Source organism: Enterobacter quasihormaechei, from assembly GCF_004331385.1.
Classification (GTDB): Bacteria; Pseudomonadota; Gammaproteobacteria; order Enterobacterales; family Enterobacteriaceae; genus Enterobacter; species Enterobacter quasihormaechei.
In genome coordinates, this window is record NZ_SJON01000010.1 from 16,956 (window position 1) to 40,034 (window position 23,079).

Here is a 23,079-nt window from a genome sequence, read left to right on the forward strand (position 1 = left end):
TGCGTTACGCTTATTTGTAGATAACTGCGGTACCGTGCAGGGTGTTAGGACCGGTCACAGAGGTGATGCGGAATGATTTCGCACCCATTTCGTCAGCTTTTTGCGCCAGCTGATCTTCCAGAGAGCCCAGGTTAGTCCCGGCGGTGGCAGAGATGGTACCGACTTTCTGCTGGTCTGCTGGAGTAGACTGAACTTCAACAGCAGCGAAGCTTGCGAAAGAGAGTGAACTCAGAACGGCGGCAGCGATGAGGGTTTTAACGTTTTTCATAATTTTTTACCTTTAGCAGATGATGGTGTGGTCGTTAGTTATTTAATTAACGATCGATAGATAAATGATAGATGTGATCCAGGTCACACGTCAACCCATTTTTATAATGACCATTAAATTAATTTGTTTTGCCTTATATTTCATAAAGATAAATTAAAATTATTTTTCAGAAATCACTGCTGGTCGTAGCAGGCATTTATTTTTATAATGATTATTCAACAAATCAACAGAGGACCAACGGCATATGACAACCGACGTCACGAGTTGCGCAAAGAAAAGCCGTGGCCGACCAAAAGTGTTCGACAGGGATGCGGCGCTCGATAAGGCCATGACGCTCTTCTGGCAGCATGGGTATGAAGCCACGTCGCTTTCCGATCTGGTGGAAGCAACCGGCGCAAAAGCCCCTACCCTCTATGCAGAGTTCACCAACAAAGAAGGCTTATTCCGGGCCGTTCTGGACAGATACATCTCGCGCTTCGCGTCAAAACATGAAGCGCAGCTGTTCTGTGAAGATAAAACCGTTGAGCAGGCATTGCGGGATTATTTCTGCGCGGTTGCAACCTGCTTCACCAGTAAAGACACGCCCGCGGGCTGTTTTATGATCAACACCTCCGCCACCCTCGCCGCATCGTCGAAGGAGATAGCCAACACGGTTAAATCACGTCATGCGATGCAGGAGGAGACGCTCAGTACGTTTCTGACTCAGCGCCAGCAGCGCGGCGAAATTCCGGCGCACTGCCGTCCGCAGGAGCTGGCCCAGTATCTGAGTTGTATTTTGCAGGGGATGTCGATAAGCGCCCGTGAAGGCGCGACGCTGGAAAAGTTGCAGGGTATTACGCAAACAACGCTGCGCCTGTGGCCGGAACTGCTTAAGCTCTGAAGCAAAAAAAAGCTCCTCAGCCTGAGCGCATGAGGAGCTAAGTTCAGAGAACATCTTTTTTACGCTTTGTTATTCAGTATCAGCTGACCATTACCGTCGAGCGGGATTTGCGTGCCAGGATCTTTATCCATACGGATTTTCCCCTGCTGGTCGCCGATTTTGTAGGTTACGTCGTAACCCAACATTTTTTCAGACTTGTCATACACGGTTTTACAGCGCTGCTGCGTTGTGGTGTAGGTGTCGTTTTCCTGCATCGCGCCCTGCACCTGGTTACCGGCATAACCGCCACCCAGCGCACCGACAACCGTCGCGACATCCTTACCACGGCCACCACCAAACTGATGACCAATCACCCCACCGGCAACCGCACCCAGCACGGAGCCCGCGATACGGTTTTCGTCCTGAACCGGACGACGATGGGTGACAGAAACATTACGGCACTCCTGACGAGGCGTCTTGACCGTCTCTTTAATCGGTGTAGCGGAAACCACCTGCGCATACTGCGGGCCACGATCAAGTACGTTCAGACTGGCAACGGCAGCCACACCCAGCGCAGCTGCGACGCCAATCCCTATACCCGCCAACATTGATTTATTCACGGGACTTCCTCCTTTGTTGCAATTGGTAGCAATTTTGCAGTGCGCTAAGCGCTTCGCCAATAAGACAAAGGATCAAAAAATGGGGCATTGACCTGGCATAAGGCGTGTTTAGGAGAACTCTTAAGCGTCAGGAGCAGGATGAACAGCATGATGTGCTAAAAATTCCCTCCGGCGGGCCCGGAGGGAGGGATAAATTAGTGCAGCTTCAGGCGTGGGCGGATCACGCGGTTGATACGGCCGACCAGCATCATTAAGCCGGTTTTGAAGTAGCCGTGCAGCGCAATCTGGTGCATACGGTACAGAGAGATGTACACGAAGCGGGCGATACGCCCTTCAACCATCATGGAGCCGCGCATCAGGTTGCCCATCAGGCTGCCTACGGTGGAGAAGTTGGAGAGCGACACCAGAGAGCCATGGTCTTTGTAGACATAGGCTTTCATCGGTTTGCCTTTCGCCTGCGCCAGGATGTTGTGCAGCACGAGGCTTGCCATCTGGTGTGCTGCCTGAGCGCGAGGAGGCACAAACCCGCCTTCCGGACGCGCGCAGGAGGCACAGTCACCGATGGCGAAGATGTCCGGATCGCGCGTGGTTTGCAGCGTCGGCTCGGTCACCAGCTGGTTAATGCGGTTCGTCTCCAGCCCACCGATATCCTTCATGAAATCAGGCGCTTTGATACCAGCGGCCCAGACCATCAGGTCGGCCTGGATGTACTCGCCGTCTTTGGTATGCAGACCGCCCTCATCCGCGCTGGTCACCATGGTCTGGGTCAGTACGCGCACGCCCAGCTTGGTCAGCTCGTTATGGGCAGCGCCGGAGATACGCGGCGGCAGCGCCGGCAGAATGCGTTCACCTGCTTCCACCAGCGTCACGTTCAGCGCTTCGTTAGTCAGCCCCTTGTAGCCGTAGCTGTGCAGCTGCTTAACCGCATTGTGCAACTCCGCCGATAACTCCACGCCCGTTGCCCCGCCGCCCACGATAGCAATGTTAACCTTGCCGTTGGCCCCCATGTTATTGGTGTACTTCAGGAACAGGTTAAGCATTTCCTGATGGAAACGACGCGCCTGATGCGGGTTATCCAGGAAGATGCAGTGCTCTTTCACGCCTGGCGTGTTGAAGTCATTGGACGTACTGCCCAGCGCCATCACCAGCGTGTCATAGGCCAGCTTGCGCTCAGGGACCAGCAGCTCGCCTTTGTCATCCCGCAGCTCGGCCAGCGTGATGGTTTTATTTTCACGGTTGATATCCACCACGGAGCCCAGCTGGAACTGGAAATGGTGGTTACGCGCATGCGCCAGATAGCTCAGCGCATCCACGCCCTCATCCAGCGACCCGGTCGCCACTTCGTGCAGGAGCGGCTTCCACAGGTGGCTGTGGTTACGATCCACCAGCGTAATTTTGGCTTTCTTACCGCGCCCCAGCTTCTTACCCAGCTGTGTCGCCAGCTCCAGTCCGCCAGCACCACCGCCGACAATCACTATCTTTTTCAATGGCGTAGTCAACGTGACCCCCTCAAATTATTAACCAATTGTTAATTAAAAGTTATAGAAATAACCCTTAATTAACAACAGGTTACTGCGCTGAAACCATTCAGATTCATTGAGAATAGCACGTCAGGCGCATTGGTCATACCAAAATTGATATGTATCAAGTTTTGATGGTTTAAAAGTAGACAATTCCGACAAAAAAGAGGCCCGGCACGCTTTCGCGTACCGGGCCTCTATCAGGTTCAGGGAAATCAGCCCAGCGTTTTGAAGGCCTTAATACGCTGCAAATGCGGCGAGATGTTTTTGAACTTGTGGGTCTGCTCTTCGTCCCAGACAATTTCGTAGTAATGATGCAGAAGCTCGGCGGCGCGGGAGCTGTTCAGCGCTTCATCGTTGCGGGAGAGGATCACCAGACAGCGATCGCGGTTCTTTTCACGGAAATTGCTCACGCATTTGGTTGCGATATCGGCGTACTCTTCCGGACGGTCAATCTTGCCTTCCATGTTCTCGTTCGGGAACAGGTTAGGATTGAAAATGACCTGGCGCATATCGCACAAAAAACCGATGCGCTCTGCCCAGTATCCCCCCAACCCTACGCCGCAAATTAGCGGGCGATCGTCGATATTAAGCTGCAACATTTTATCCACTTCTTTCAGCAGATGCTGCATGTCATGCTTCGGATGACGCGTGCTGTAGCTAATCAGCCGAACATCCGGATCGATAAACTGCAATTGCAGCACTTTCTCATGATTACCAGGACTGTTTGAGTCAAAACCGTGTAAATAGATGATCATCGTCTCACCACGCTACGCCTTCCGGGATGAATTAAAGGGCTGCTTTATGTGCCTGCCAGCGCTCGTTCAGGGCTTCGAGCCGGGCGTTTACCGCTTTCCAGCGCGCCGAGTCCATCAGCTCCTGACGACTAAATGAACCTTTATGATACAATTGTGTAACACGCTCAGCATTGATCGGCGACAGGTTATCCAGCACGCTCACCGCACCTTTACGATTATTGCAGACGAGGATCATATCGCAACCCGCATCCAGAGATGCCTGTCCACGTTCAGCATAGCTGCCCATGATCGCCGCTCCTTCCATGGATAAATCGTCGGAGAAAATTACGCCGTTGAAGCCTAACTCCTGACGCAGCACGGTTTTCAGCCAGTGCGGAGAGCCGCTGGCCGGGCGCGGATCGACATCACTGTAAATGACGTGCGCAGGCATGATCGCGTCCAGCTTGTTATCGGTAATCAGCGAGCGGAAAACAGACATATCTTTAGCGCGAATTTCTGCTTCCGGGCGCGGATCGCGCGGGGTTTCCTTATGGGAATCCGCCGTCACCGCCCCGTGGCCCGGGAAGTGTTTGCCGGTGGTTTTCATGCCCGCGTTATGCATTCCGTCAATGAAGCGCGTCGCCATTGCCAGCGCGATACGCGGATCGTCATGATACGAACGCTCACCAATTGCCGCGCTAATGTGGCCCACGTCCAGCACCGGAGCGAAGCTGATGTCGATATCCATGGCGATCATCTCGCTGGCCATCAGCCAGCCAGCGTCCTGCGCCAGTTGACCGCCCTCTTCGGTTCCCAGCAGCGCTGCGAAAGATTGCGCGGCAGGTAAACGGGTAAACCCTTCCCGGAAACGCTGTACGCGGCCACCTTCCTGATCTACCGCGACCACCAGGTGATTGCGCGAAGCCGCGCGGATCTGACGAACCAGCTCACGCAGCTGCGCCGGATCGTGATAATTGCGGGTGAAAAGAATCAGCCCCCCTACCAGCGGGTGCGCCAGGATTTCGCGCTCTTCCGCATCCAGCTCAAACCCCTCAACATCCAACATTACTGGACCCACACCAACCTCTCTTATCCTTTCGTTTGTAACTGGCGCCAGGCATCATCTGCCAGCGCAATAAATTGTTCGTCATCTGTTTGATGAAAGCGCATTTCAAACCAGCCCGCCATGAGCATGATTACCCACGGCCGCCAGCGCGCAACCTGCCGCGCAAGGGCGAGCGCATTCATGTTGGCGTTTCGGGCATAAGCGGCTATCAGCTGCCCGCGCGAGGCCTCGTCGGGCATCCAGACCGCGGCAAGTTCGAGCGCCACGTCACCGTCCCCGGCATATTCCCAGTCGATAAGTTTCTCGCCTGCCGCCGTATGAACGATATTCCCCGCGTGGACGTCCATATGCAGCGGTGCCAGGCGTAACGCCTGCGGCTCTCCTGCTTTACGCAGCCGCTTCAGCTGCGCCAGCCAGAATGGTGTGCGTCGTCCAGGCGCGGCCTGCTGCCAGTAGCGTTCCAGCAAGGGGAGCAACGTTACCCGCCAGCCCAGACGCGGCTGGCGATGCAGATGATACAGCATGGCTGCCAGCGTCGGGGGATCGGGTAGCTCGCGTTTGATCTCACCCGCAATAAACGTCACCGCCATCCAGTCCCTGATAAAGAGATGGGGCTGCGGCGCAAGGTCGGCGGGCAGGCGCTTCAGGGCGCGGAACTGACGACGAAAATGGGAGGCAGGCGCGGCGGCATCGTGATGCTGGCGTAAAACCAGCCGATGATCACCATGCTCAATAATGCAACTCGCGCCGCCAAGCCCGACGGGGGCTTGCGGCGCGATAACACGGTACTGAGGGAAATAGCGCGTCAGGACATCATGACGCGTGCGCTTATTGTTGCGTAACGGCACCTTTACCTGACCAGATAATTTCGCCGGTCTGAACCAGCATTAACTGCATCTGCAACGACGGCGTATTCACGTTACCCGTCGCGTTAGAATAAAGGACATACTGCGCGCCAACGTTGCGGGCAATACCAATGGCTTTACTGCGCGAACCCAGGCTGTCCTGAGGCGACAGACCAAGCTGTTGCTTAGCGACCGCGAGCTGCTGGGCTGAGACCAGCGTAAATTTACCGTTGTTCGCCAGCGCATTGCGCAGCGTTTCCGTTGCTTCGCCCGCATTCAGGGAACCATTCGTACGGTTGTTCACGCTGTCCACCAGCAGGACGCTGCCGGGCGTAACGCCCTGTGCCTGCAACATTTTGCCCACCATCGGCTGCATCGCGCCGTTCCAGTCATAGTGGCGCACGCGCGGCGCAGGCTGTGCGGTATCGTCCTGATGTTCGATCGGGCCAGGCTGCGCCGGAATGGTCGGTACAGACGGCACGGTTGGCACAGGTTCCGTCGGCGTTGTGGGCTGTTCCGTCCCCGGCTTCGCCTGATCCACCGGTGCAGGTTCTTCAGTTCGCGTCACACAGCCTGCCAGAAAGAGTGCGAAGGCACTCAGGAGCGCATAACGGCTCATCGTTTTAATCAAGGTTCACCCCTTACAAATAAAGATAAAGTCTCACCTTATGTGCACCCAGATAGCTGGCGCTGCCGTAGAGCGTGACCGACGATCTTGCCGGAATGGTCACGCTGCGCGGCGCCTCAAGCGGATGCATCTCAAGACCTCTCACGTCATACCAGTAGAATCGATAATGCACCGTCACTGGCTCTTGCCTTTCGTTATAGAGCGTAGAGGAGGCAGAAGACTGGATTTCGCTAATGGTCAGTGAAGGCTGCTCGGCCGTGATGCCCGCAGCAAGCACTGAAGACTCCATCACCAGCGTCTGTTCTTCACTGACCGGGATGGCAGGACGCGCGCTGCACCCTACCATTACCAGCGTCACGATCAGCGCTGCAATACGCCCAATTAACATATTAAAGACCTTTATGTGCCAGCATCGGTCCCAGTGGACGTCCACCCAGCAGATGCATATGAATATGATAGACTTCCTGCCCGCCATGGCGATTGCAGTTCATGATCAAACGGTATCCGTCTTCAGCAATCCCTTCCTGCTCAGCGATTTTCGCGGCCACCGTAAGCATACGGCCTAGCGCCACTTCGTGCTCGGTTTTAACGTCATTGACGGTCGGGATGAGAATATTGGGAATAATAAGGATGTGCGTCGGCGCCTGGGGAGAAATGTCGCGGAAAGCCGTGACCAGTTCATCCTGATAGACAATATCCGACGGAATTTCGCGGCGGATAATTTTACTGAAAATCGTTTCTTCAGCCATGACATTTTCCTTTTAAATTTAATCTGGCGTCGTGCGTCCGTTGTTAACACACATTGTCTGTTTTACTGCATGACACAACACAAGAGTATGAGCGACTTTCTCCTGTCCTTTCAACCTTCTCCCGTGATTTCTTTCCTGATTGTCCGCCATCTGGCTGAAGAGGCATCGCTTTAGGACATTTCTATTCTGAAACCTGATTTCAGTTCATCCCGAAACATCTGTTTACAGCGTTAATCACAATGCGTATATTTCGCATTTGCATTTTCATGCGCATTTTTAACATAGAAAACGACGTCAGCCCGTGCTAGCGGAGCTGTCGCGCACCACCTTCACCATTCACTAAGGGTTTGATGATGTCTTTCATTAATCACACCAGGGATGGGCAACGCCAGCCTGTCGCAACACCTTCGTTGCTGGCAGCCTGCATTGCTATGGCATTGACGCCAACCGCCGCTTTCGCTGCTTCAACCGAAGATACCGTCGTCGTTGACGGAGGTTTTGACAACACACAGGATCTGTCTGCCAGCCAGGATCAGGATTACAGCGTAAAAACCACCACTACCGGCACCAAACTGTTGCTGGTCCCTCGTGATATCCCACAGTCCGTCAGCGTCATTAGCCAGCAGCGTATGGCTGATCAGAATCTGCAATCTATCGGCCAGGTGCTGACGAACACCACGGGCATTACGGCGCAGGTACAGGATAGCGACCGTACCGTGTTTTACTCACGCGGATTTTTCGTCAGCAACTACGCCTATGACGACCTTCCGACGTCCATCAGTGAAGTGTGGAACTTTGGTGATACCGCCGCCGACACCGCAATTTATGACCGCATTGAAGTGGTCCGTGGCGCCACCGGCCTGATGTCCGGTACGGGCAACCCGGCGGCGTACGTTAATATGGTGCGCAAGCATGCGGACAGCCCGGAATTTAAAGGCAACGTCTCTGCCAGCTACGGCAGCTGGGACAAGCAGCGCTACGTGCTGGATCTCCAGGCGCCGCTGGTGGAGTCAGGTAAGGTGCGGGGCCGTCTTATCACCGGTTATCAGGATAACGACAGCTTCGTGGATAACTACCACTACCGGAAGAAATTCCTCTACGGTGTGATGGACGCAGATGTCACCGACAGCACGACCCTCTCGGTAGGGTATGAGTATCAGGAAAGCCATACCGCCGACCCAACCTGGGGTGGCCTGCCGACCTGGTACAGCGACGGAAGTAAGACCAACTACAATCGCAGCCAGACCGTCGCGCCTGACTGGGCCTATTCGGATAAAGACAGCACCCGCATCTTCGCTAACCTGACCCAGCGTTTCGATAATGGCTGGGAAGCGCACATCAACGGCATGCATGCTGAAACCAACTTTGACTCTAAGCTGATGTATATGTCTGGTTATCCTGATAAAGAGACCGGCGCGGGCCTGGTGGGTTACGGCGGCTGGAACCGCGGGGAACGTAAACAGGATGCGGTCGACGCTTTCCTGCGCGGCGGCTTCGATCTCTTTGGTCGTCAGCACGAAATGATGTTCGGCGGCAGCTTCAGCCGTCAGCGCAACCATTACGACAATACTATGCCGGATGCGGTATACGGCATGGTTGACGTCGGCAACTTTAAGAACTGGAACGGGAACATTGCCGATCCGCAGTGGACCCCGTGGAAGCTCTACAGCAAAGATGATATTCGTCAGTCTTCAGCCTATTCCTCCGCGCGTTTCTCGCTGGCCGACCCGCTGCACCTGATTCTGGGCGCGCGCTACACCAGCTATAACATTCGCTATAATCCGGCAGGTTCCCCAAACACCCGTCTGGAAAGTACCCAAGATGACGTAACGCCGTACGCGGGCCTGGTGTATGACATCAATGAGGACTGGTCGACCTACGTCAGCTATACCTCCATCTTCCAGCCGCAGGATAAGCGCGACGCCAGCGGACGTTATCTCGACCCTACCACGGGCAAAAGCTATGAAGCGGGCGTGAAGGCCGACTGGTTTAATACCCGCCTCACCACCTCGCTGGCGATTTTCCGCATTGAGCAGGATAACGTCGCAAGCAACACCTATACCTACATGCCGAGCGGTGAGTCGATTTATGAATCGCTGGACGGCGTGGTCAGCAAAGGCGTTGAATTCGAGCTCAACGGTGCCCTGACCGATAACTGGCAGCTGACCTTCGGCGCGACGCGTTACATTGCTGAAGATAAAAATGGCAACGCCGTCAGTTCCGATCAGCCGCGCACGACCATGAAGCTGTTCACCCGTTATCAGTTGCCCATGCTGCCGGAGCTGACCGTGGGCGGTGGCGTAAACTGGCAGAACAAGGTATGGACGGACGTGGAAGGCGGTCCGGCAGGACGTTCCCGCGCGGAGCAAGGCAGCTATGGGCTGGTGAACCTGTTCAGCCGCTATCAGGTCACCAAAGACTTTGCCGTTCAGGCTAACGTCAACAACCTGTTCGACAAAGAGTATTACGACTACGTCGGATCGTATGTGGTGTATGGCGCACCGCTGAACGTTTCGGTGAGCGCGAGCTACGACTTCTGAGTTTAAGCCTGGTGGCGCTACGCTTACCGGGCCTACCCCTCATTCAGGACGGGTAAGGCGTAGCCGCCACCCCGCACCACAAACCGCAGCAATAAAAAAGGCAGCCATTCGGCTGCCTTAGTCTCCCCAGGTCACAGCTTAGTTGTTGCGGATGTACTCATCCATTTCGGTTTTCAGGTTATCGGATTTTGTTCCGAAGATAGCCTGAACACCAGAACCTGCAACAACGACGCCCGCTGCGCCCAGTTTTTTCAGACCCGGCTGGTCTACTTTCGCCACGTCGGCAACGCTCACACGCAGACGAGTGATACACGCGTCCAGGTTAGTGATGTTTTCTTTACCGCCGAAGGCCGCAACCAGTGCAGGTGCCATTTCGCTGGTCGCACCGGCTTTGCTGTCTTCAGTTGCATCTTCACGACCCGGAGTTTTCAGGTCCAGTGCTTTGATCAGCACGCGGAAGACGGTGTAGTACACCACTGCGTAGCCCGCACCCACGATTGGGAACAGCCACAGCTTGCTGCTGTTACCGGACAGAACGATGAAGTCGATCAGGCCGTGAGAGAAGGACGTACCGTCACGCATACCCAGCAGGATACAGATTGGGAATGCCAGACCTGCCAGTACCGCGTGGATGATGTACAGGATCGGCGCAACGAACATGAAGGAGAACTCGATCGGCTCGGTGATACCGGTCAGGAACGAGGTCAGCGCTGCGGAGATCATGATACCGCCCACTTTTGCACGGTTCTCTGGTTTAGCAGAGTGCCAGATAGCAATCGCAGCGGCTGGCAGACCGTACATTTTGAACAGGAAGCCACCAGACAGTTTACCTGCCGTTGGGTCGCCCGCCATGTAGCGTGGGATGTCACCGTGGAACACCTGACCTGCTGCGTTGGTGTATTCACCAATCTGCATCTGGAATGGAACGTTCCAGATGTGGTGCAGACCAAATGGTACCAGGCAGCGCTCAATGAAGCCGTAGATACCGAACGCCACAACCGGGTTCTGGTAAGCCGCCCACTGAGAGAAGGTCTGGATAGCCGTACCGATTGGTGGCCAGATGAAGGACAGGACCACACCGGTGAAAATCGCGGCCAGACCCGAAATGATCGGCACAAAACGTTTACCCGCGAAGAAGCCCAGATACTCAGGCAGCTTGATGCGATAGAAGCGGTTAAACATGTACGCTGCAATCGCACCGGAGATGATACCACCGAGAACACCGGTGTCAGCCAGGTGCTTAGCGGCAATCTCTTCAGCAGGTAAATGCAGGACCAGCGGCGCAACCACAGCCATGGTTTTCACCATGATGCCGTAAGCAACAACGGACGCCAGAGCGGATACACCGTCGTTATTGGTGAAGCCCAGCGCAACACCGATAGCGAAGATCAGCGGCATGTTAGCAAAAACAGAACCGCCTGCTTCGGCCATCACGTGGGAAACTACGGCTGGCAGCCAGCTGAAGTTTGCAGAACCGACGCCCAGCAGAATACCTGCGATAGGCAGTACGGATACTGGCAGCATCAGCGATTTACCGACCTTTTGCAGGTTAGCAAATGCATTCTTAAACATAATTGAGAGTGCTCCTGAGTATTTGTGCTTTTTTTACGCTTTCACGCATTGGCCCGGGGGGAGTACCGCGCCGTGGACAGGACATCTAAGCGCCCTTTATTTATTACACAGAGTAAAATAATTCCCTCTGAGTTTGTTTGACGGCTATCACGTTTCAGTTCAAGACGACCAAAAAACTTGCAGATATTTACATAAAGCATGTCTGGATGTGTCTAAAAACGCCATCACCGCCCTGAATGAGGCGGTGAACTTTACTCGTTTTGCTTATTAATTACGAGCCTAAAAAAAACAGGCGTATCAGACAGATTGCAGGCGGGCGGGGTCGATATGGAACAGGCTGGCGAAGTTTTCCGTGGTCACGCGAGCCAGCTCGTCAATACTGACACCTTTCAGAACGGCCATATACTCAGCAACGTCACGGGTCATCGCCGGCTGGTTCTCTTTGCCGCGATGAGGCACCGGCGCCAGGTACGGGGAATCGGTTTCCACCAGAATACGATCCAGCGGAACATAGCGCGCCGCATCACGCAGCTGTTCAGCATTACGGAACGTAACGATCCCCGAAAACGAGATATAAAAGCCTAAATCAAGCAGCTTACCCGCAGTTTCTCTGTCTTCTGTGAAACAGTGTAGTACGCCACCGCAATCCGTCACCTTTTCTTCCCGCAGGATCTCCAGCGTGTCGGCGCGTGCGTCGCGGGTATGAACGATAACCGGCTTATTCAGTTCACGACCAATACGGATATGGTTGCGGAAGGATTCCTGCTGGCGAGGTTTCGTCTCTGGCGTGTAGAAGTAGTCGAGGCCGGTCTCGCCCATCGCCACGACGCCCTCTTCTGCGGCAAGGCGGCGTAAATCCTCAACCTCGTACGTTTCATCCTGATTCAGCGGATGCACGCCGCAGGAGAAGACAACGTTGTTACGCTCGCCAACCAGTTCACGCATGGTGCGGTAGCCCGGCAGCGTGGTCGCCACGGCCAGGCAAAATTTCACATCGCGCTCGGCTGCTTTCGCCAGCACGTCGTCCACATTTTTATGCAGGGATTGATAATCCAGGCCATCAAGATGGCAGTGTGAGTCGACTAAAAACATAATGTCTCTCTCAGAGGTGGGAAACCGGCGGTATAACACCCGGTTGCAGGTAGTGTTCGATACGCAGTAACTGGTCGGTCAGTAAAAGCTCGCGATTAAGACCCGTTACCGTCAAAAGTTGTTCACGACTCTGGCAGATATCATGAAGGATAGCGTGCAGCGACGACCCGGACAGGCGATTCGCCAGCGTGGTGACCAGCGTCCACACGTCAGGGTTAGTCAGAAGCGTCGCCCCTTGCTGGATTTTGAGCGCATCCAGCAGCAGTGCGGCCAGCCAGTGGAGCCGTTCCGGAGCCTGATCGCTGTTCAGCGCTGGCAGGACGCTCAGCCAGTCATGGTTATCGAGGGCTGATTCAACCGCACGACAAAGCGTTTCACGCTGGGACCACACCTCAGGCTGCAATAAGGCCAGCGCAGCCGCAGGCGCACCGCTGTACAGGCGCAACGCCGAGAGCGCCGCATCCTGTGACACCGTCACTTCACGCTCCAGCCAGGCGAGCGCCCACGACTCCTGGGGGGCTGCAAGGTGGTGAAGTCGGCAGCGGCTACGCAGCGTCGCCAGCAGTCGGCCCGGCTCGCGGCAGGAGAGGAAAAACCAGGTATTTTCTGGCGGCTCTTCCAGCGTTTTTAACAGCGCGTTGGCAGCGGCTTCCGTGAGCAGCGCGGCGTCCTTCAGCCACACCACTTTCGCCCCTCCCAGACGCGCATATTCGTACAGTTTCTCACTGACCTCACGCACCGCGTCGATGCCGAGCGTATTTTTGCCCTTCTCGGGTTCGAGGGTGTAATAGTCAGGATGCGTGCCCGCCTGCATGAGCTGGCAGCCCCGGCACTTGCCGCAGCTTTTATGCCCTTCCGGCTGTTGGCACATCAGAAAGCGCGTGATGGCGTAGATCAACGCATCATCGCCCATGCCCGGCAGGGTCTGGATCAGTAACGCATGATGCCCCCGACCAACCTGATAGCTGTTAATCAGCTGTTCAAAGTGCGGGCGCAACCATGGATACCATTTCATGCCTGCTGCTCCTGTACCCACTGCGTAACGGTCTGCTGAATATCACGCGTCACGTCTTCCAGGGATTGCGTCGCGTCGATGGTACGAATGGTACTGTCCTGTCCGGCCAGTTCCAGATAACGCGCGCGGGTGCGGTTAAAGAAGTCAAAAGACTCCTGTTCAATTCGGTCCAGCTCGCCGCGCGCCCGGGCGCGCTTCAGGCCCACCTCAGGGGTCACGTCGAGATACAGCGTCAGGTCAGGACGGAAATCGCCCAGAACCGCGTCGCGAAGCGTAGCCAGCATAGCCTGATCGATACCTCGGCCACCGCCCTGATACGCCTGGGTTGAGAGATCGTGGCGATCGCCAATTACCCATTTCCCTTCTGTCAGCGCGGGCTTGATCACCGTCTCCACCAGCTGAACGCGCGCTGCATAGAACATCAGCACTTCCGCTTTGTCGGTAATAACTTCATCGCCGACGGATTTGATATCCAGAACCAGACTGCGCAGTTTTTCCGCCAGCTGCGTACCGCCCGGCTCGCGGGTGAAGACCATGTCGGCGACGCCAAGCGATGTCAGCGTATCAACCACCACGTTACGGGCGGTGGTTTTTCCCGCCCCTTCGAGTCCCTCAATGACAATGTATTTACTGCGCATTTTTTTCCTTAAGTGCCTTCAGATAGTCCTGAACAGAGCGATTGTGGCTGGCCAGGTTGGTGTTAAAGGTATGCCCCCCTTTTCCATCAGCCACAAAATAGAGATACGGTGTCCTGGCCGGGTGCGCGGCAGCCTTCAACGAGGCTTCACCTGGTGTTGCGATCGGTCCAGGCGGCAAGCCGCTAATGACGTAGGTATTATACGCCGTTGGCGTCTCCAGATCTTTTCTGGAAATCTTGCCGCTGTAGTTTTCGCCCATGCCGTAGATAACGGTAGGATCGGTCTGCAAACGCATGCCGATGCGCAGACGGTTAATAAACACCGAGGCAACCTGATCGCGTTCGGCAGCGACGGCCGTCTCTTTCTCGATGATAGAGGCCATCGTCATGAACTGGTTTTGATCTTTATACGGCAGGCCTTCAGCTCGCCCTTTCCAGGCAGACTCTACCGCCGCGACCATTTTGTTGTGCGCGCGCTTCAGGATTGCCACGTCCGTCGTGCCTGCCGTGTACATCCAGGTGTCGGGCCAGAACCAGCCTTCGATCCACTCGGGATGGTCGAATTTTAAGGCTTCCGCAACCGTCTGGTAGCGATCATCCTTGAGCGTATGCTTGATATACGGCGCGTCGCGCAGCTGCCTGAGGTAATCGCTCAGACGCATACCCTCAACAAAACGCAGCGGGAACTGGGCTTCTTTACCACTCTCCAGCAGTTGCAGCATCTCGCGCACGGTCATGCCAGGGGTAAAGCGATAGGTCCCGGCCTTGAAGTGGGACAGTTCAGGCTCAATACGCAGCAGCCACTGGAAGACACGTGGGCGGTTGATGATTTTGTCGCCATACAGCTGCTGACCAAGCGCCTGCCGCCCGGTACCCGCTTTCAGCGTAAAAATCGTCTCGTCTTTAATCAGGATCTTGCTGTCCGCCAGCTGACGGACTTTCCACACTCCCGCTCCGCCGGCAATACCGAACGCAACGATAAGAAGGAGGACAAAGCGTAACATTTTCTTCATGACTACCTGGTTTGCTCACATAACGGGGCCAGAAACTGGAACAGCTCGCGGGATGACCAGCACGTGTGGCCATAAGCGCGAACGGGGACAACGGGCATTAGCGCATTGCAGATAACAACTTCATCCGCGGCCAGCAGCGCCTCTTCCTTAGCGTTAACTTCGACAACGCGAACGTCAGCGCGTGCCAGCTGTTGCAAACAAAACTGTCGCATTATGCCGTTGACGCCGGCCTGCTCCAGCGAAGGCGTGAATACGCCACTGCCCTTCCGCCAGAGTAAATTAGCCGCACAGCATTCCGTAATGTACCCTTCGCTGTCAAGAACCAGCGCCTCCCCGGCCTCCGTCTGCTCAAGATGAGTACGAATAAGCACCTGTTCAAGGCGGTTAAGATGTTTTATTCCGGCAAGCATCGGGTTTCGCCCCAGGCGTACCGGGCTCAGCGCCAGCGCTACGCCCTCTTCACGCCAGTGCGCGTAGTGGGAAGGATAATCTGAAACGGAAAGGATCCGCGTAGGATGCAGACAGGCAGAGCCGCTGTACCCTCGCCCGCCGCTTCCGCGGCTGATGATCACCTTTAAAACGCCGCTTGTTTTCGCTGACGCCAACCGACGCATCTCGCTTTCGAGAATGCCCCACGCTGAGAAGGGGATCAGTAACGTTTCGCAGGCTTTTTGTAAACGAAGGATATGGGCTTCGAGCAGGCACACGCCACCGTCGAGAATACGCGCGGTTGTGAAACAGCCATCGCCAAACTGGGTCGCCCTGTCGCTTGCCGGCAGCGTTTCTTGCTCAAGGCCATTGATTAAAAACATGGTGGCTCCTTATGCGTGGAGGCACAGTCTGGCAGGATGTTGATAGCCGGACAAGTGGATTTCACCTAATAAAAAAGGCCCGACAAGCGGACCTTTTTTAACATCAGTGACTAATCAGACTCAGACCTTTTTGAAGATCAGAGAACCGTTAGTTCCACCGAAACCGAAGGAGTTACACAGGGTGTACTCCATACCGCTCACCTGGCGCGCCTCGTGAGGAACGAAGTCCAGATCGCAACCTTCATCCGGGTTATCCAGGTTGATGGTTGGCGGTACAGCCTGATCGCGCAGCGCCAGGATAGAGTAGATTGACTCTACCGCGCCCGCCGCACCCAGCAGGTGACCGGTCATGGATTTCGTGGAGCTCACCAGTACACGGCTGGCAGATTCGCCGAAGATAGACTTAACAGCCTGCGCTTCTGCTTTATCGCCCGCAGGAGTAGACGTCCCGTGTGCGTTAACGTAGCCAATCTGTGCCGGAGTAATGCCCGCATCACGAATCGCGTTAGCCATAGCCAGCGCGGCGCCCGCACCATTTTCTGGTGGTGACGTCATGTGATACGCATCGCTGCTCATGCCAAAGCCAACGATTTCAGCATAAATTTTCGCGCCACGTTTTTTCGCATGTTCGTACTCTTCCAGTACGATCATGCCCGCACCGTCACCCAGCACGAAACCGTCACGGTCTTTATCCCACGGACGGCTTGCCGCCTGCGGGTTATCGTTACGGGTTGAGAGCGCACGCGCTGCACCGAAGCCACCGACACCCAGCGGGGTACTGGCTTTTTCAGCACCGCCCGCAACCATAGCATCTGCATCGCCGTACGCGATAATACGCGCGGCCTGGCCGATGTTATGCACGCCAGACGTACAGGCTGTCGCGATTGAGATGCTTGGGCCACGCAGGCCGAACATAATGGTCAGGTGACCTGCCACCATGTTTACAATCGTAGACGGAACGAAGAACGGGCTGATTTTACGCGGGCCGCCATTCATCAGAGACGTATGGTTTTCCTCAATCAGGCCAAGGCCGCCAATCCCGGAGCCGATAGCAGCGCCGATACGGGTAGCGTTCTCTTCCGTAATCTCAAGGCCAGAATCCTGCATGGCCTGAACGCCAGCGACAATTCCATATTGAATGAAGGCATCCATCTTGCGCTGTTCTTTGCGCGAGATGATCTCTTCACAGTTAAAATCCTTTACTAAGCCAGCAAATTTCGTTGCATAGGCGCTAGTATCGAAATGGTCGATTAGGCTGATGCCGCTCTGACCGGCAAGGAGAGCTTTCCAGGTGGACTCTACGGTATTGCCGACAGGAGACAACATGCCAAGTCCGGTCACAACTACACGACGCTTAGACACGTTTGTCCTCCAGGGAGGGATAAAAAAAGAGATTCGTGGGACTACAAAAGATAAAACTCAGGCGGTCGAATGACCGCCTGGAGATGTTCACTTACGCCTGGTGACCGTTGATGTAATCAATGGCAGCCTGAACGGTGGTGATTTTCTCAGCTTCTTCGTCCGGAATCTCAGTATCAAACTCTTCTTCCAGAGCCATTACCAGCTCAACGGTGTCAAGAGAATCTGCGCCCAGGTCTTCAACAAAGGAAGCGGAGTTCACAACTTCTTCCTGCTTAACGCCCAGCTGTTCGCCGATAATTTTCTTAACGCGTTCTTCGATAGTGCTCATACTCTTAAATTTCCTATCAAAACTCGCTTTCGCGATGGTTTTCGTAGTGTATAAAATGTTGAAAAATTTGCAACTAAATCCCGGCAGGTCTTACCACGATTTTACGTTATTTTGAGGCCATTTGCCCAAATAACGCAAATATTTTCGATCGTGATTAAACCATGTACATCCCGCCGTTGACGTGGAGGGTTTCACCAGTGATGTAACCCGCTTCGTCAGAGGCTAAAAATGCAACCGCGCTGGCGATTTCTTTAGGGTCGCCAAGACGACCCGCCGGAACTGCCGCCAGCGTACCCGCACGCTGATCATCCGTCAGCGCACGCGTCATGTCCGTTTCAATAAAGCCCGGAGCAACAACGTTTACAGTAATTCCGCGGGACGCGACTTCACGCGCCAGCGACTTACTGAAACCGATCAGACCTGCTTTCGCCGCAGCGTAGTTAGCCTGACCAGCATTTCCCATGGTACCAACCACAGAACCCACAGTGATAATACGACCATGACGCTTTTTCATCATAGCGCGCATTACCGCTTTTGACAGACGGAATACAGATGACAGGTTGGTTTCGATAATATCGTTCCACTCATCATCTTTCATTCGCATCAGCAGATTGTCGCGAGTGATCCCGGCATTATTGACCAGAATATCCACTTCGCCAAACTCTGCGCGAATATTTTCCAGAACAGATTCGATAGATGCTGGCTCAGTCACATTCAGTACCAGACCTTTACCGTTCGCACCCAGATACTCGCTGATGGCCTCTGCGCCCTTCTCGCTGGTCGCAGTCCCGATCACTTTCGCGCCGCGCGCAACCAGTGTTTCAGCAATAGCACGCCCGATACCGCGGCTTGCGCCGGTCACCAGGGCAATTTTTCCTTCAAAACTCATGGTATTCCTCTTTTATTGCGAGAGTGCCGCTTTCATTGCTTCCGGCTCGTTAATCGCCGAGGCCGTCAGGGTGTCAACAATACGCTTCGTCAGGCCGGTGAGAACTTTACCAGGGCCGACTTCGTACAGATGCTCAACGCCCTGAGACGCCATAAACTCAACGGTTTTGGTCCACTGCACCGGGCTGTAAAGCTGGCGAACCAGCGCGTTACGGATAGCGTCGGGTGCGGTTTCGCATTTCACATCGACGTTATTCACAACGGAAATCGTCGGTGCGTTAAAGGTCATTTTTTCCAGCTCAACCGCCAGCTTATCGGCGGCAGGCTTCATCAGAGCACAGTGAGACGGCACGCTCACCGGCAGCGGCAGCGCGCGCTTCGCGCCCGCAGCTTTACAGGCGGCACCGGCACGTTCAACCGCTTCTTTATGACCGGCAATAACTACCTGGCCCGGCGAGTTGAAGTTTACCGGAGAAACCACCTGACCTTCAGCAGATTCTTCACACGCTTTCGCAATAGAAGCATCATCAAGACCGATGATGGCAGACATGCCGCCCGTGCCTTCTGGCACCGCTTCCTGCATGAATTTACCACGCAATTCAACCAGACGAACCGCATCAGCAAAGGCAATAACGCCCGCACAGACCAGCGCAGAATATTCGCCGAGGCTGTGGCCCGCCATCAACGCTGGCGCTTTGCCGCCCTGCTGCTGCCATACGCGCCACAGCGCAACGGAGGCAGCCAGCAGTGCCGGTTGGGTCTGCCAGGTTTTGTTCAGCTCTTCGGCCGGACCCTGCTGGGTCAGCGCCCACAGATCATAACCCAGCGCGTCAGAAGCTTCACGGAAAGTCTCTTCGATAACCGGATAGTTTGCCGCCATTTCAGACAACATCCCAACGGTTTGCGAGCCCTGTCCCGGGAACACAAAAGCAAATTGCGTCATTTTTTAATCCTTATCCTAGAAACGAACCAGCGCGGAACCCCAGGTGAACCCACCACCGAAGGCTTCAAGCAAGACCAGTTGGCCCCGTTTAATTCGTCCATCGCGTACCGCTTCGTCAAATGCGCACGGTACCGATGCCGCAGAGGTATTGCCGTGGCGATCGAGCGTCACCACAACGTTATCCATTGACATGCCCAGCTTCTTCGCCGTCGCGCTGATAATACGCAGGTTAGCCTGGTGCGGCACCAGCCAGTCGAGCGCGGCGCGGTCCAGATTATTTGCTTCCAGCGTCTCGTCAACGATGTGGGCCAGTTCAGTGACGGCCACCTTAAACACCTCGTTACCCGCCATCGTCAGGTAGATCGCGCTGTCCGGGTTAACGCGATCGGCGTTAGGCAGCGTTAACAGTTCGCCGTAGCGACCGTCAGCATGCAGATGCGTGGAGATGATGCCCGGCTCGTCGGACTGCCCCAGCAGTACCGCGCCCGCACCGTCGCCAAAAATAATGATCGTGCCGCGATCGGTTGGATCGCAGGTACGCGCCAGCACGTCAGCGCCGATCACCAGCGCATATTTTACCGCGCCCGATTTCACGTACTGATCGGCGATGCTCAGCGCATAGGTGAAGCCCGCACACGCTGCGGCAACGTCAAACGCCGGGCAGCCTTTAATGCCGAGCATGTTCTGCACCTGGCACGCCGCGCTTGGGAAGGCATGCGTGGCAGACGTTGTCGCCACCACAATAAGCCCGATCTGTTCTTTATCAATGCCTGCCATCTCAAGCGCGCGCTGAGCGGCTTCGTAGCCCATGGTGGACACAGTTTCGTCTGGCGCGGCGATACGACGTTCACGGATACCTGTGCGCGTGACAATCCACTCGTCAGACGTATCTACCATTTTTTCAAGATCGGCGTTGGTACGCACTTGTTTTGGCAGGTAGCTGCCGGTACCTAAAATCTTCGTATACATGTACGCTCAGTCACTTTTAGCTAATACAGATCCCAGGCGAGCGGCAATCCTCTGAGGAACTTGTCGCTGCACCGCCTGCACTGCCTGTTCAATCGCGACGGTAAAGGCTCGCTGATTGGCGGCGCCATGACTCTTAATCACGATGCCGCGCAATCCTAACAGACAGGCGCCATTATACTGGTCGGGGTTGAGGTGACTGAATCGCCGCGTCAGGCTTTTTTGTAACCAACGCTTTAATAAAATCAGCCACCAGGACCTTTTTTTACCGTCTCCCTGCGATTTCAGCAGGGAAAGGAACATTCGTACGACCCCTTCCATGGTCTTCAACGTTACGTTTCCGGTGAAGCCATCACACACTAATACGTCCGTTTTGCCCGTCAGCAACTCATTGGCTTCGAGATAACCAATATAGTTGATGGAGGGAACCTGTTTGAGTATTTCCGCAGCGTCGCGGATACTGTCCAGGCCTTTGGTTTCTTCTTCACCAATATTCAATAACGCAACGCGGGGGTTGTTAATCCCGACCACGTCTTCTGCCAGCACCGACCCCATCACGGCAAACTGAGCCAGCATTGTACTATCACAATCTACGTTAGCGCCCAGATCGAGCACCACCGTTTTGCCCTTCTGCTGGTGCGGTAACACCGTCACCAGCGCCGGACGCTCAATGCCCTCAATCGGCTTGAGCAATAATTTCGACAGCCCCATCAGCGTGCCCGTATTTCCGGCGCTGACGCAAGCCTGCGCTCGCCCTTCTTTCACCAGCTCCAGCGCCATGCGCATAGAGCTGCCACGGCTATTACGAATAGCCTGCGATGGCCGGGCATCACTGGCAATAACTGACTGCGCAGGAATAATCTGCAGACGCGAACGTTGTTCAAAGTCAGCTTTTGCAAGTAATGGCGTGATTGTGTCGGGATTACCGACTAATAGAAGTGTGAGTTGCGAATTAGAATTCAGTGCCTGCAATGCTGCAGGCACTGTCACGGTAGGGCCAAAATCGCCCCCCATGACATCTAACGCCAGGGTTAGACGTGTCAAGGTATCGTCGCAGCCTGGTTCGGTAAACTCCCCGTTTGCACGGGGAAGTTCCTCACTAAGCCTAATCACGCTGACGCGTGATTACTTAGTGATAACCTTGCGGCCGCGGTAGAAACCGTCAGCGGTGATGTGGTGACGCAGGTGTTTCTCACCAGAAGTCTTGTCTACAGACAGGCTGGTAACTGCGGTCAGCGCGTCATGGGAACGACGCATGCCACGTTTGGAACGGGTTGGTTTATTCTGTTGTACGGCCATGGACCTTACTCCTCAATTACTTACGCTTTAAGCTGGCTAATACGGCAAATGGGTTTGGTTTTTGCGCTTCATCAGGCAGTTCCCCAAAGACCATGTCCGCCTCGGACACTTCACAGTGTTCAGAATCATGCACCGGAACCACTGGCAAGGAGAGGATGACTTCATCTTCAACCAGAGCCAGAAGATCGATTTCACCGAATTCGTTAACCTCAATCGGCTCATACGCTTCCGGGAGTGCTTCAGCCTGTTCGTCAGAACGAACCGGACTAAAACAATACGTTGTGTGAACATGCTGTACGAACGGTTTCCCGCAACGCTGACATTCGAGCGTTACCGTTACCTTTGCATCACCGGTTAAGACGGCGAGACGCTGGTTATCGATAGCGAACGACATGGAGCATTCTACATCACTGTCCACACTGACTACAGACTCGGCAATACGCTCGGCCTGATCGGAAGAATAAATTCCTTCGTAATCGAGGCGTTTTTGAGCCGTACGAACCGGATCAAGAGTCAGGGGTAATTTTACCTTTTGCATAGGGCGCGCATATTAACTTTGTAACGTCATAGAGTCAAAGAAAAAGGCAACCAGAGCTGCCTTTTGCCAATTATTCGCACACATTGCGGCCTGTAGTTTAAAATGGCTGGCATCGATACGCTATATCTGGTGATAAAAATATGCCAAATCTCGTACTTGCTTCCACTTCCCCCTATCGCCGAATGCTGCTGGAAAAGCTCGGGATCCCGTTTGAATGCGCCGCACCCAACGTTGATGAGACGCCGCAGCCGGGAGAGTCACCGCGTCATCTGGTGACCCGTCTCGCAAAGGAGAAAGCGCAATCGCTGGCCGAACGCTACCCCGCTCATCTGATTATAGGCTCCGATCAGGTTTGCGTGCTGGACGGCGAAATCACCGGCAAACCGCATACGGAAGAAAACGCCTGCCAGCAACTTCTGCGTGCGCGAGGCAGTATTGTGACCTTTTATACGGGCCTGGCGCTTTATAATTCGGCCAGCGGTCATCTGCAAAGCGAATGCGAGCCGTTCGACGTGCACTTTCGTCATCTTAGCGAGCAGGAGATTATGGATTACGTGCGTCGGGAACGTCCTCTGAACTGCGCGGGCAGTTTCAAAAGTGAGGGGCTGGGGATTGCGCTGTTCGACAAGCTGGACGGTCGGGATCCCAACACGCTGGTGGGTCTGCCGCTGATAGCGCTGTGCCAGATGTTAAGACGAGAAGAATGTAATCCGCTGACGATGTGACCGTTGCGGCCTGATGCCCTCACCCCGGCCCTCTTCCACAGGGAGAGGGAGAAATAC

26 protein-coding genes are annotated in these 23,079 nt (G+C 54.9%); 3 read left to right on the top strand and 23 right to left on the bottom strand.

What is annotated here, in order from left to right:
• Nucleotides 1-10: 10 nt before the first annotated feature.
• On the bottom strand, nt 11-268 hold the full coding sequence (gene bhsA / locus E0L16_RS13870) for a multiple stress resistance protein BhsA (RefSeq protein ID WP_006809234.1): 258 nt from the start codon (nt 266-268) through the stop codon (nt 11-13).
• Between the two features lie 244 nt (nt 269-512).
• Here bhsA and E0L16_RS13875 point away from each other — a divergent pair, with 244 nt between their 5' ends.
• Nucleotides 513-1,148, top strand: coding sequence for a TetR/AcrR family transcriptional regulator (locus E0L16_RS13875; protein WP_131637173.1), 636 nt, complete (start codon nt 513-515; stop codon nt 1,146-1,148).
• Between the two features lie 59 nt (nt 1,149-1,207).
• On the opposite strand, the gene E0L16_RS13880 is transcribed toward E0L16_RS13875, so the two are convergent.
• The 8 genes from E0L16_RS13880 to hinT form a co-directional block, all read right to left on the bottom strand.
• Complete coding sequence (locus tag E0L16_RS13880) at nt 1,208-1,747, bottom strand: glycine zipper 2TM domain-containing protein (RefSeq protein ID WP_074160888.1); 540 nt, start codon at nt 1,745-1,747, stop codon at nt 1,208-1,210.
• A gap of 194 nt (nt 1,748-1,941) precedes the next feature.
• Entirely contained in the window at nt 1,942-3,246 is a 1,305-nt protein-coding gene (locus tag E0L16_RS13885) for an NAD(P)/FAD-dependent oxidoreductase (RefSeq protein WP_107535128.1), read from the bottom strand.
• A gap of 236 nt (nt 3,247-3,482) precedes the next feature.
• Entirely contained in the window at nt 3,483-4,025 is a 543-nt protein-coding gene (ycfP, locus tag E0L16_RS13890) for an alpha/beta hydrolase YcfP (protein WP_032624474.1), read from the bottom strand.
• A 31-nt stretch (nt 4,026-4,056) separates the two neighbouring features.
• On the bottom strand, nt 4,057-5,082 hold the full coding sequence (gene nagZ, locus E0L16_RS13895) for a beta-N-acetylhexosaminidase (RefSeq protein WP_131637174.1): 1,026 nt from the start codon (nt 5,080-5,082) through the stop codon (nt 4,057-4,059).
• A gap of 11 nt (nt 5,083-5,093) precedes the next feature.
• The gene (gene thiK / locus E0L16_RS13900) at nt 5,094-5,918 is read right to left on the bottom strand and encodes a thiamine kinase (protein ID WP_131637175.1); all 825 of its coding nucleotides are present in this window, start codon (nt 5,916-5,918) and stop codon (nt 5,094-5,096) included.
• Nucleotides 5,899-6,543: a penicillin-binding protein activator LpoB gene (lpoB, locus tag E0L16_RS13905; protein ID WP_131637229.1), complete on the bottom strand. Its 645-nt coding sequence runs from the start codon at nt 6,541-6,543 to the stop codon at nt 5,899-5,901. Before lpoB ends, thiK begins: the two co-directional genes overlap by 20 nt.
• Before the next feature lie 13 nt (nt 6,544-6,556).
• Nucleotides 6,557-6,931: a YcfL family putative periplasmic lipoprotein gene (locus tag E0L16_RS13910; protein WP_063866373.1), complete on the bottom strand. Its 375-nt coding sequence runs from the start codon at nt 6,929-6,931 to the stop codon at nt 6,557-6,559.
• 1 nt (nt 6,932) lies between these two features.
• Nucleotides 6,933-7,292 carry a purine nucleoside phosphoramidase gene (gene hinT / locus E0L16_RS13915; RefSeq protein ID WP_006809243.1) on the bottom strand — a complete coding sequence of 120 codons (360 nt, stop codon included), beginning with the start codon at nt 7,290-7,292 and terminating at the stop codon, nt 6,933-6,935.
• Nucleotides 7,293-7,645: 353 nt separating this feature from the next.
• Between hinT and fhuE the strand changes: the two genes are divergently transcribed.
• Nucleotides 7,646-9,832, top strand: a complete 2,187-nt coding sequence (gene fhuE / locus E0L16_RS13920) for a ferric-rhodotorulic acid/ferric-coprogen receptor FhuE (protein ID WP_131637176.1) — start codon at nt 7,646-7,648, stop codon at nt 9,830-9,832.
• A 138-nt stretch (nt 9,833-9,970) separates the two neighbouring features.
• On the opposite strand, the gene ptsG is transcribed toward fhuE, so the two are convergent.
• From ptsG to yceD, 14 genes are all read right to left on the bottom strand, one after another.
• Nucleotides 9,971-11,404 carry a PTS glucose transporter subunit IIBC gene (ptsG, locus tag E0L16_RS13930; protein ID WP_003857942.1) on the bottom strand — a complete coding sequence of 478 codons (1,434 nt, stop codon included), beginning with the start codon at nt 11,402-11,404 and terminating at the stop codon, nt 9,971-9,973.
• Nucleotides 11,405-11,701: 297 nt separating this feature from the next.
• Nucleotides 11,702-12,496 carry a metal-dependent hydrolase gene (locus E0L16_RS13935; protein WP_112791722.1) on the bottom strand — a complete coding sequence of 265 codons (795 nt, stop codon included), beginning with the start codon at nt 12,494-12,496 and terminating at the stop codon, nt 11,702-11,704.
• A gap of 10 nt (nt 12,497-12,506) precedes the next feature.
• Nucleotides 12,507-13,511 (bottom strand): DNA polymerase III subunit delta', encoded by a 1,005-nt coding sequence (holB, locus tag E0L16_RS13940; protein WP_112791721.1) that lies wholly within the window; start codon nt 13,509-13,511, stop codon nt 12,507-12,509.
• On the bottom strand, nt 13,508-14,149 hold the full coding sequence (tmk, locus tag E0L16_RS13945; RefSeq protein WP_131637177.1) for a dTMP kinase: 642 nt from the start codon (nt 14,147-14,149) through the stop codon (nt 13,508-13,510). Before tmk ends, holB begins: the two co-directional genes overlap by 4 nt.
• The gene (gene yceG, locus E0L16_RS13950) at nt 14,139-15,161 is read right to left on the bottom strand and encodes a cell division protein YceG (RefSeq protein WP_102749687.1); all 1,023 of its coding nucleotides are present in this window, start codon (nt 15,159-15,161) and stop codon (nt 14,139-14,141) included. The genes tmk and yceG overlap by 11 nt, the downstream gene beginning before the upstream one ends.
• A 2-nt stretch (nt 15,162-15,163) precedes the next feature.
• Nucleotides 15,164-15,973 carry an aminodeoxychorismate lyase gene (gene pabC, locus E0L16_RS13955; protein WP_131637178.1) on the bottom strand — a complete coding sequence of 270 codons (810 nt, stop codon included), beginning with the start codon at nt 15,971-15,973 and terminating at the stop codon, nt 15,164-15,166.
• A 120-nt stretch (nt 15,974-16,093) separates the two neighbouring features.
• A complete protein-coding gene (gene fabF / locus E0L16_RS13960; protein ID WP_063866366.1) occupies nt 16,094-17,335 on the bottom strand; it encodes a beta-ketoacyl-ACP synthase II in 1,242 nt (413 codons plus the stop codon).
• 91 nt (nt 17,336-17,426) lie between these two features.
• The gene (gene acpP, locus E0L16_RS13965) at nt 17,427-17,663 is read right to left on the bottom strand and encodes an acyl carrier protein (RefSeq protein ID WP_003857954.1); all 237 of its coding nucleotides are present in this window, start codon (nt 17,661-17,663) and stop codon (nt 17,427-17,429) included.
• 154 nt (nt 17,664-17,817) lie between these two features.
• On the bottom strand, nt 17,818-18,552 hold the full coding sequence (gene fabG, locus E0L16_RS13970) for a 3-oxoacyl-ACP reductase FabG (RefSeq protein WP_023335278.1): 735 nt from the start codon (nt 18,550-18,552) through the stop codon (nt 17,818-17,820).
• A gap of 12 nt (nt 18,553-18,564) precedes the next feature.
• Nucleotides 18,565-19,494 (bottom strand): ACP S-malonyltransferase, encoded by a 930-nt coding sequence (gene fabD / locus E0L16_RS13975; RefSeq protein ID WP_023335277.1) that lies wholly within the window; start codon nt 19,492-19,494, stop codon nt 18,565-18,567.
• Nucleotides 19,495-19,509: 15 nt separating this feature from the next.
• On the bottom strand, nt 19,510-20,463 hold the full coding sequence (locus E0L16_RS13980) for a beta-ketoacyl-ACP synthase III (protein ID WP_063866364.1): 954 nt from the start codon (nt 20,461-20,463) through the stop codon (nt 19,510-19,512).
• Between the two features lie 6 nt (nt 20,464-20,469).
• On the bottom strand, nt 20,470-21,504 hold the full coding sequence (gene plsX, locus E0L16_RS13985; RefSeq protein WP_207388508.1) for a phosphate acyltransferase PlsX: 1,035 nt from the start codon (nt 21,502-21,504) through the stop codon (nt 20,470-20,472).
• 81 nt (nt 21,505-21,585) lie between these two features.
• The gene (gene rpmF, locus E0L16_RS13990; RefSeq protein ID WP_003857964.1) at nt 21,586-21,759 is read right to left on the bottom strand and encodes a 50S ribosomal protein L32; all 174 of its coding nucleotides are present in this window, start codon (nt 21,757-21,759) and stop codon (nt 21,586-21,588) included.
• Nucleotides 21,760-21,775: 16 nt separating this feature from the next.
• Complete coding sequence (gene yceD / locus E0L16_RS13995; RefSeq protein ID WP_003857966.1) at nt 21,776-22,297, bottom strand: 23S rRNA accumulation protein YceD; 522 nt, start codon at nt 22,295-22,297, stop codon at nt 21,776-21,778.
• A gap of 140 nt (nt 22,298-22,437) precedes the next feature.
• Here yceD and E0L16_RS14000 point away from each other — a divergent pair, with 140 nt between their 5' ends.
• The gene (locus E0L16_RS14000; protein ID WP_107535120.1) at nt 22,438-23,022 is read left to right on the top strand and encodes a Maf family protein; all 585 of its coding nucleotides are present in this window, start codon (nt 22,438-22,440) and stop codon (nt 23,020-23,022) included.
• Nucleotides 23,023-23,079: the final 57 nt, after the last annotated feature.

Bases quoted from the DNA above. Each gene is read 5' to 3' on its own strand.
- yceG (WP_102749687.1), bottom strand. From the start codon at position 15,161: ATGAAGAAAATGTTACGCTTTGTCCTCCTTCTTATCGTTGCGTTCGGT.
- ptsG (WP_003857942.1), bottom strand. From the start codon at position 11,404: ATGTTTAAGAATGCATTTGCTAACCTGCAAAAGGTCGGTAAATCGCTG.
- holB (WP_112791721.1), bottom strand. From the start codon at position 13,511: ATGAAATGGTATCCATGGTTGCGCCCGCACTTTGAACAGCTGATTAAC.
- E0L16_RS13980 (WP_063866364.1), bottom strand. From the start codon at position 20,463: ATGTATACGAAGATTTTAGGTACCGGCAGCTACCTGCCAAAACAAGTG.
- pabC (WP_131637178.1), bottom strand. From the start codon at position 15,973: ATGTTTTTAATCAATGGCCTTGAGCAAGAAACGCTGCCGGCAAGCGAC.
- rpmF (WP_003857964.1), bottom strand. From the start codon at position 21,759: ATGGCCGTACAACAGAATAAACCAACCCGTTCCAAACGTGGCATGCGT.
- acpP (WP_003857954.1), bottom strand. From the start codon at position 17,663: ATGAGCACTATCGAAGAACGCGTTAAGAAAATTATCGGCGAACAGCTG.
- yceD (WP_003857966.1), bottom strand. From the start codon at position 22,297: ATGCAAAAGGTAAAATTACCCCTGACTCTTGATCCGGTTCGTACGGCT.
- hinT (WP_006809243.1), bottom strand. From the start codon at position 7,292: ATGGCTGAAGAAACGATTTTCAGTAAAATTATCCGCCGCGAAATTCCG.
- E0L16_RS13935 (WP_112791722.1), bottom strand. From the start codon at position 12,496: ATGTTTTTAGTCGACTCACACTGCCATCTTGATGGCCTGGATTATCAA.
- E0L16_RS14000 (WP_107535120.1), top strand. From the start codon at position 22,438: ATGCCAAATCTCGTACTTGCTTCCACTTCCCCCTATCGCCGAATGCTG.
- fabD (WP_023335277.1), bottom strand. From the start codon at position 19,494: ATGACGCAATTTGCTTTTGTGTTCCCGGGACAGGGCTCGCAAACCGTT.
- ycfP (WP_032624474.1), bottom strand. From the start codon at position 4,025: ATGATCATCTATTTACACGGTTTTGACTCAAACAGTCCTGGTAATCAT.
- fhuE (WP_131637176.1), top strand. From the start codon at position 7,646: ATGTCTTTCATTAATCACACCAGGGATGGGCAACGCCAGCCTGTCGCA.
- fabG (WP_023335278.1), bottom strand. From the start codon at position 18,552: ATGAGTTTTGAAGGAAAAATTGCCCTGGTGACCGGCGCAAGCCGCGGT.
- tmk (WP_131637177.1), bottom strand. From the start codon at position 14,149: ATGCGCAGTAAATACATTGTCATTGAGGGACTCGAAGGGGCGGGAAAA.
- E0L16_RS13910 (WP_063866373.1), bottom strand. From the start codon at position 6,931: ATGTTAATTGGGCGTATTGCAGCGCTGATCGTGACGCTGGTAATGGTA.
- bhsA (WP_006809234.1), bottom strand. From the start codon at position 268: ATGAAAAACGTTAAAACCCTCATCGCTGCCGCCGTTCTGAGTTCACTC.
- E0L16_RS13875 (WP_131637173.1), top strand. From the start codon at position 513: ATGACAACCGACGTCACGAGTTGCGCAAAGAAAAGCCGTGGCCGACCA.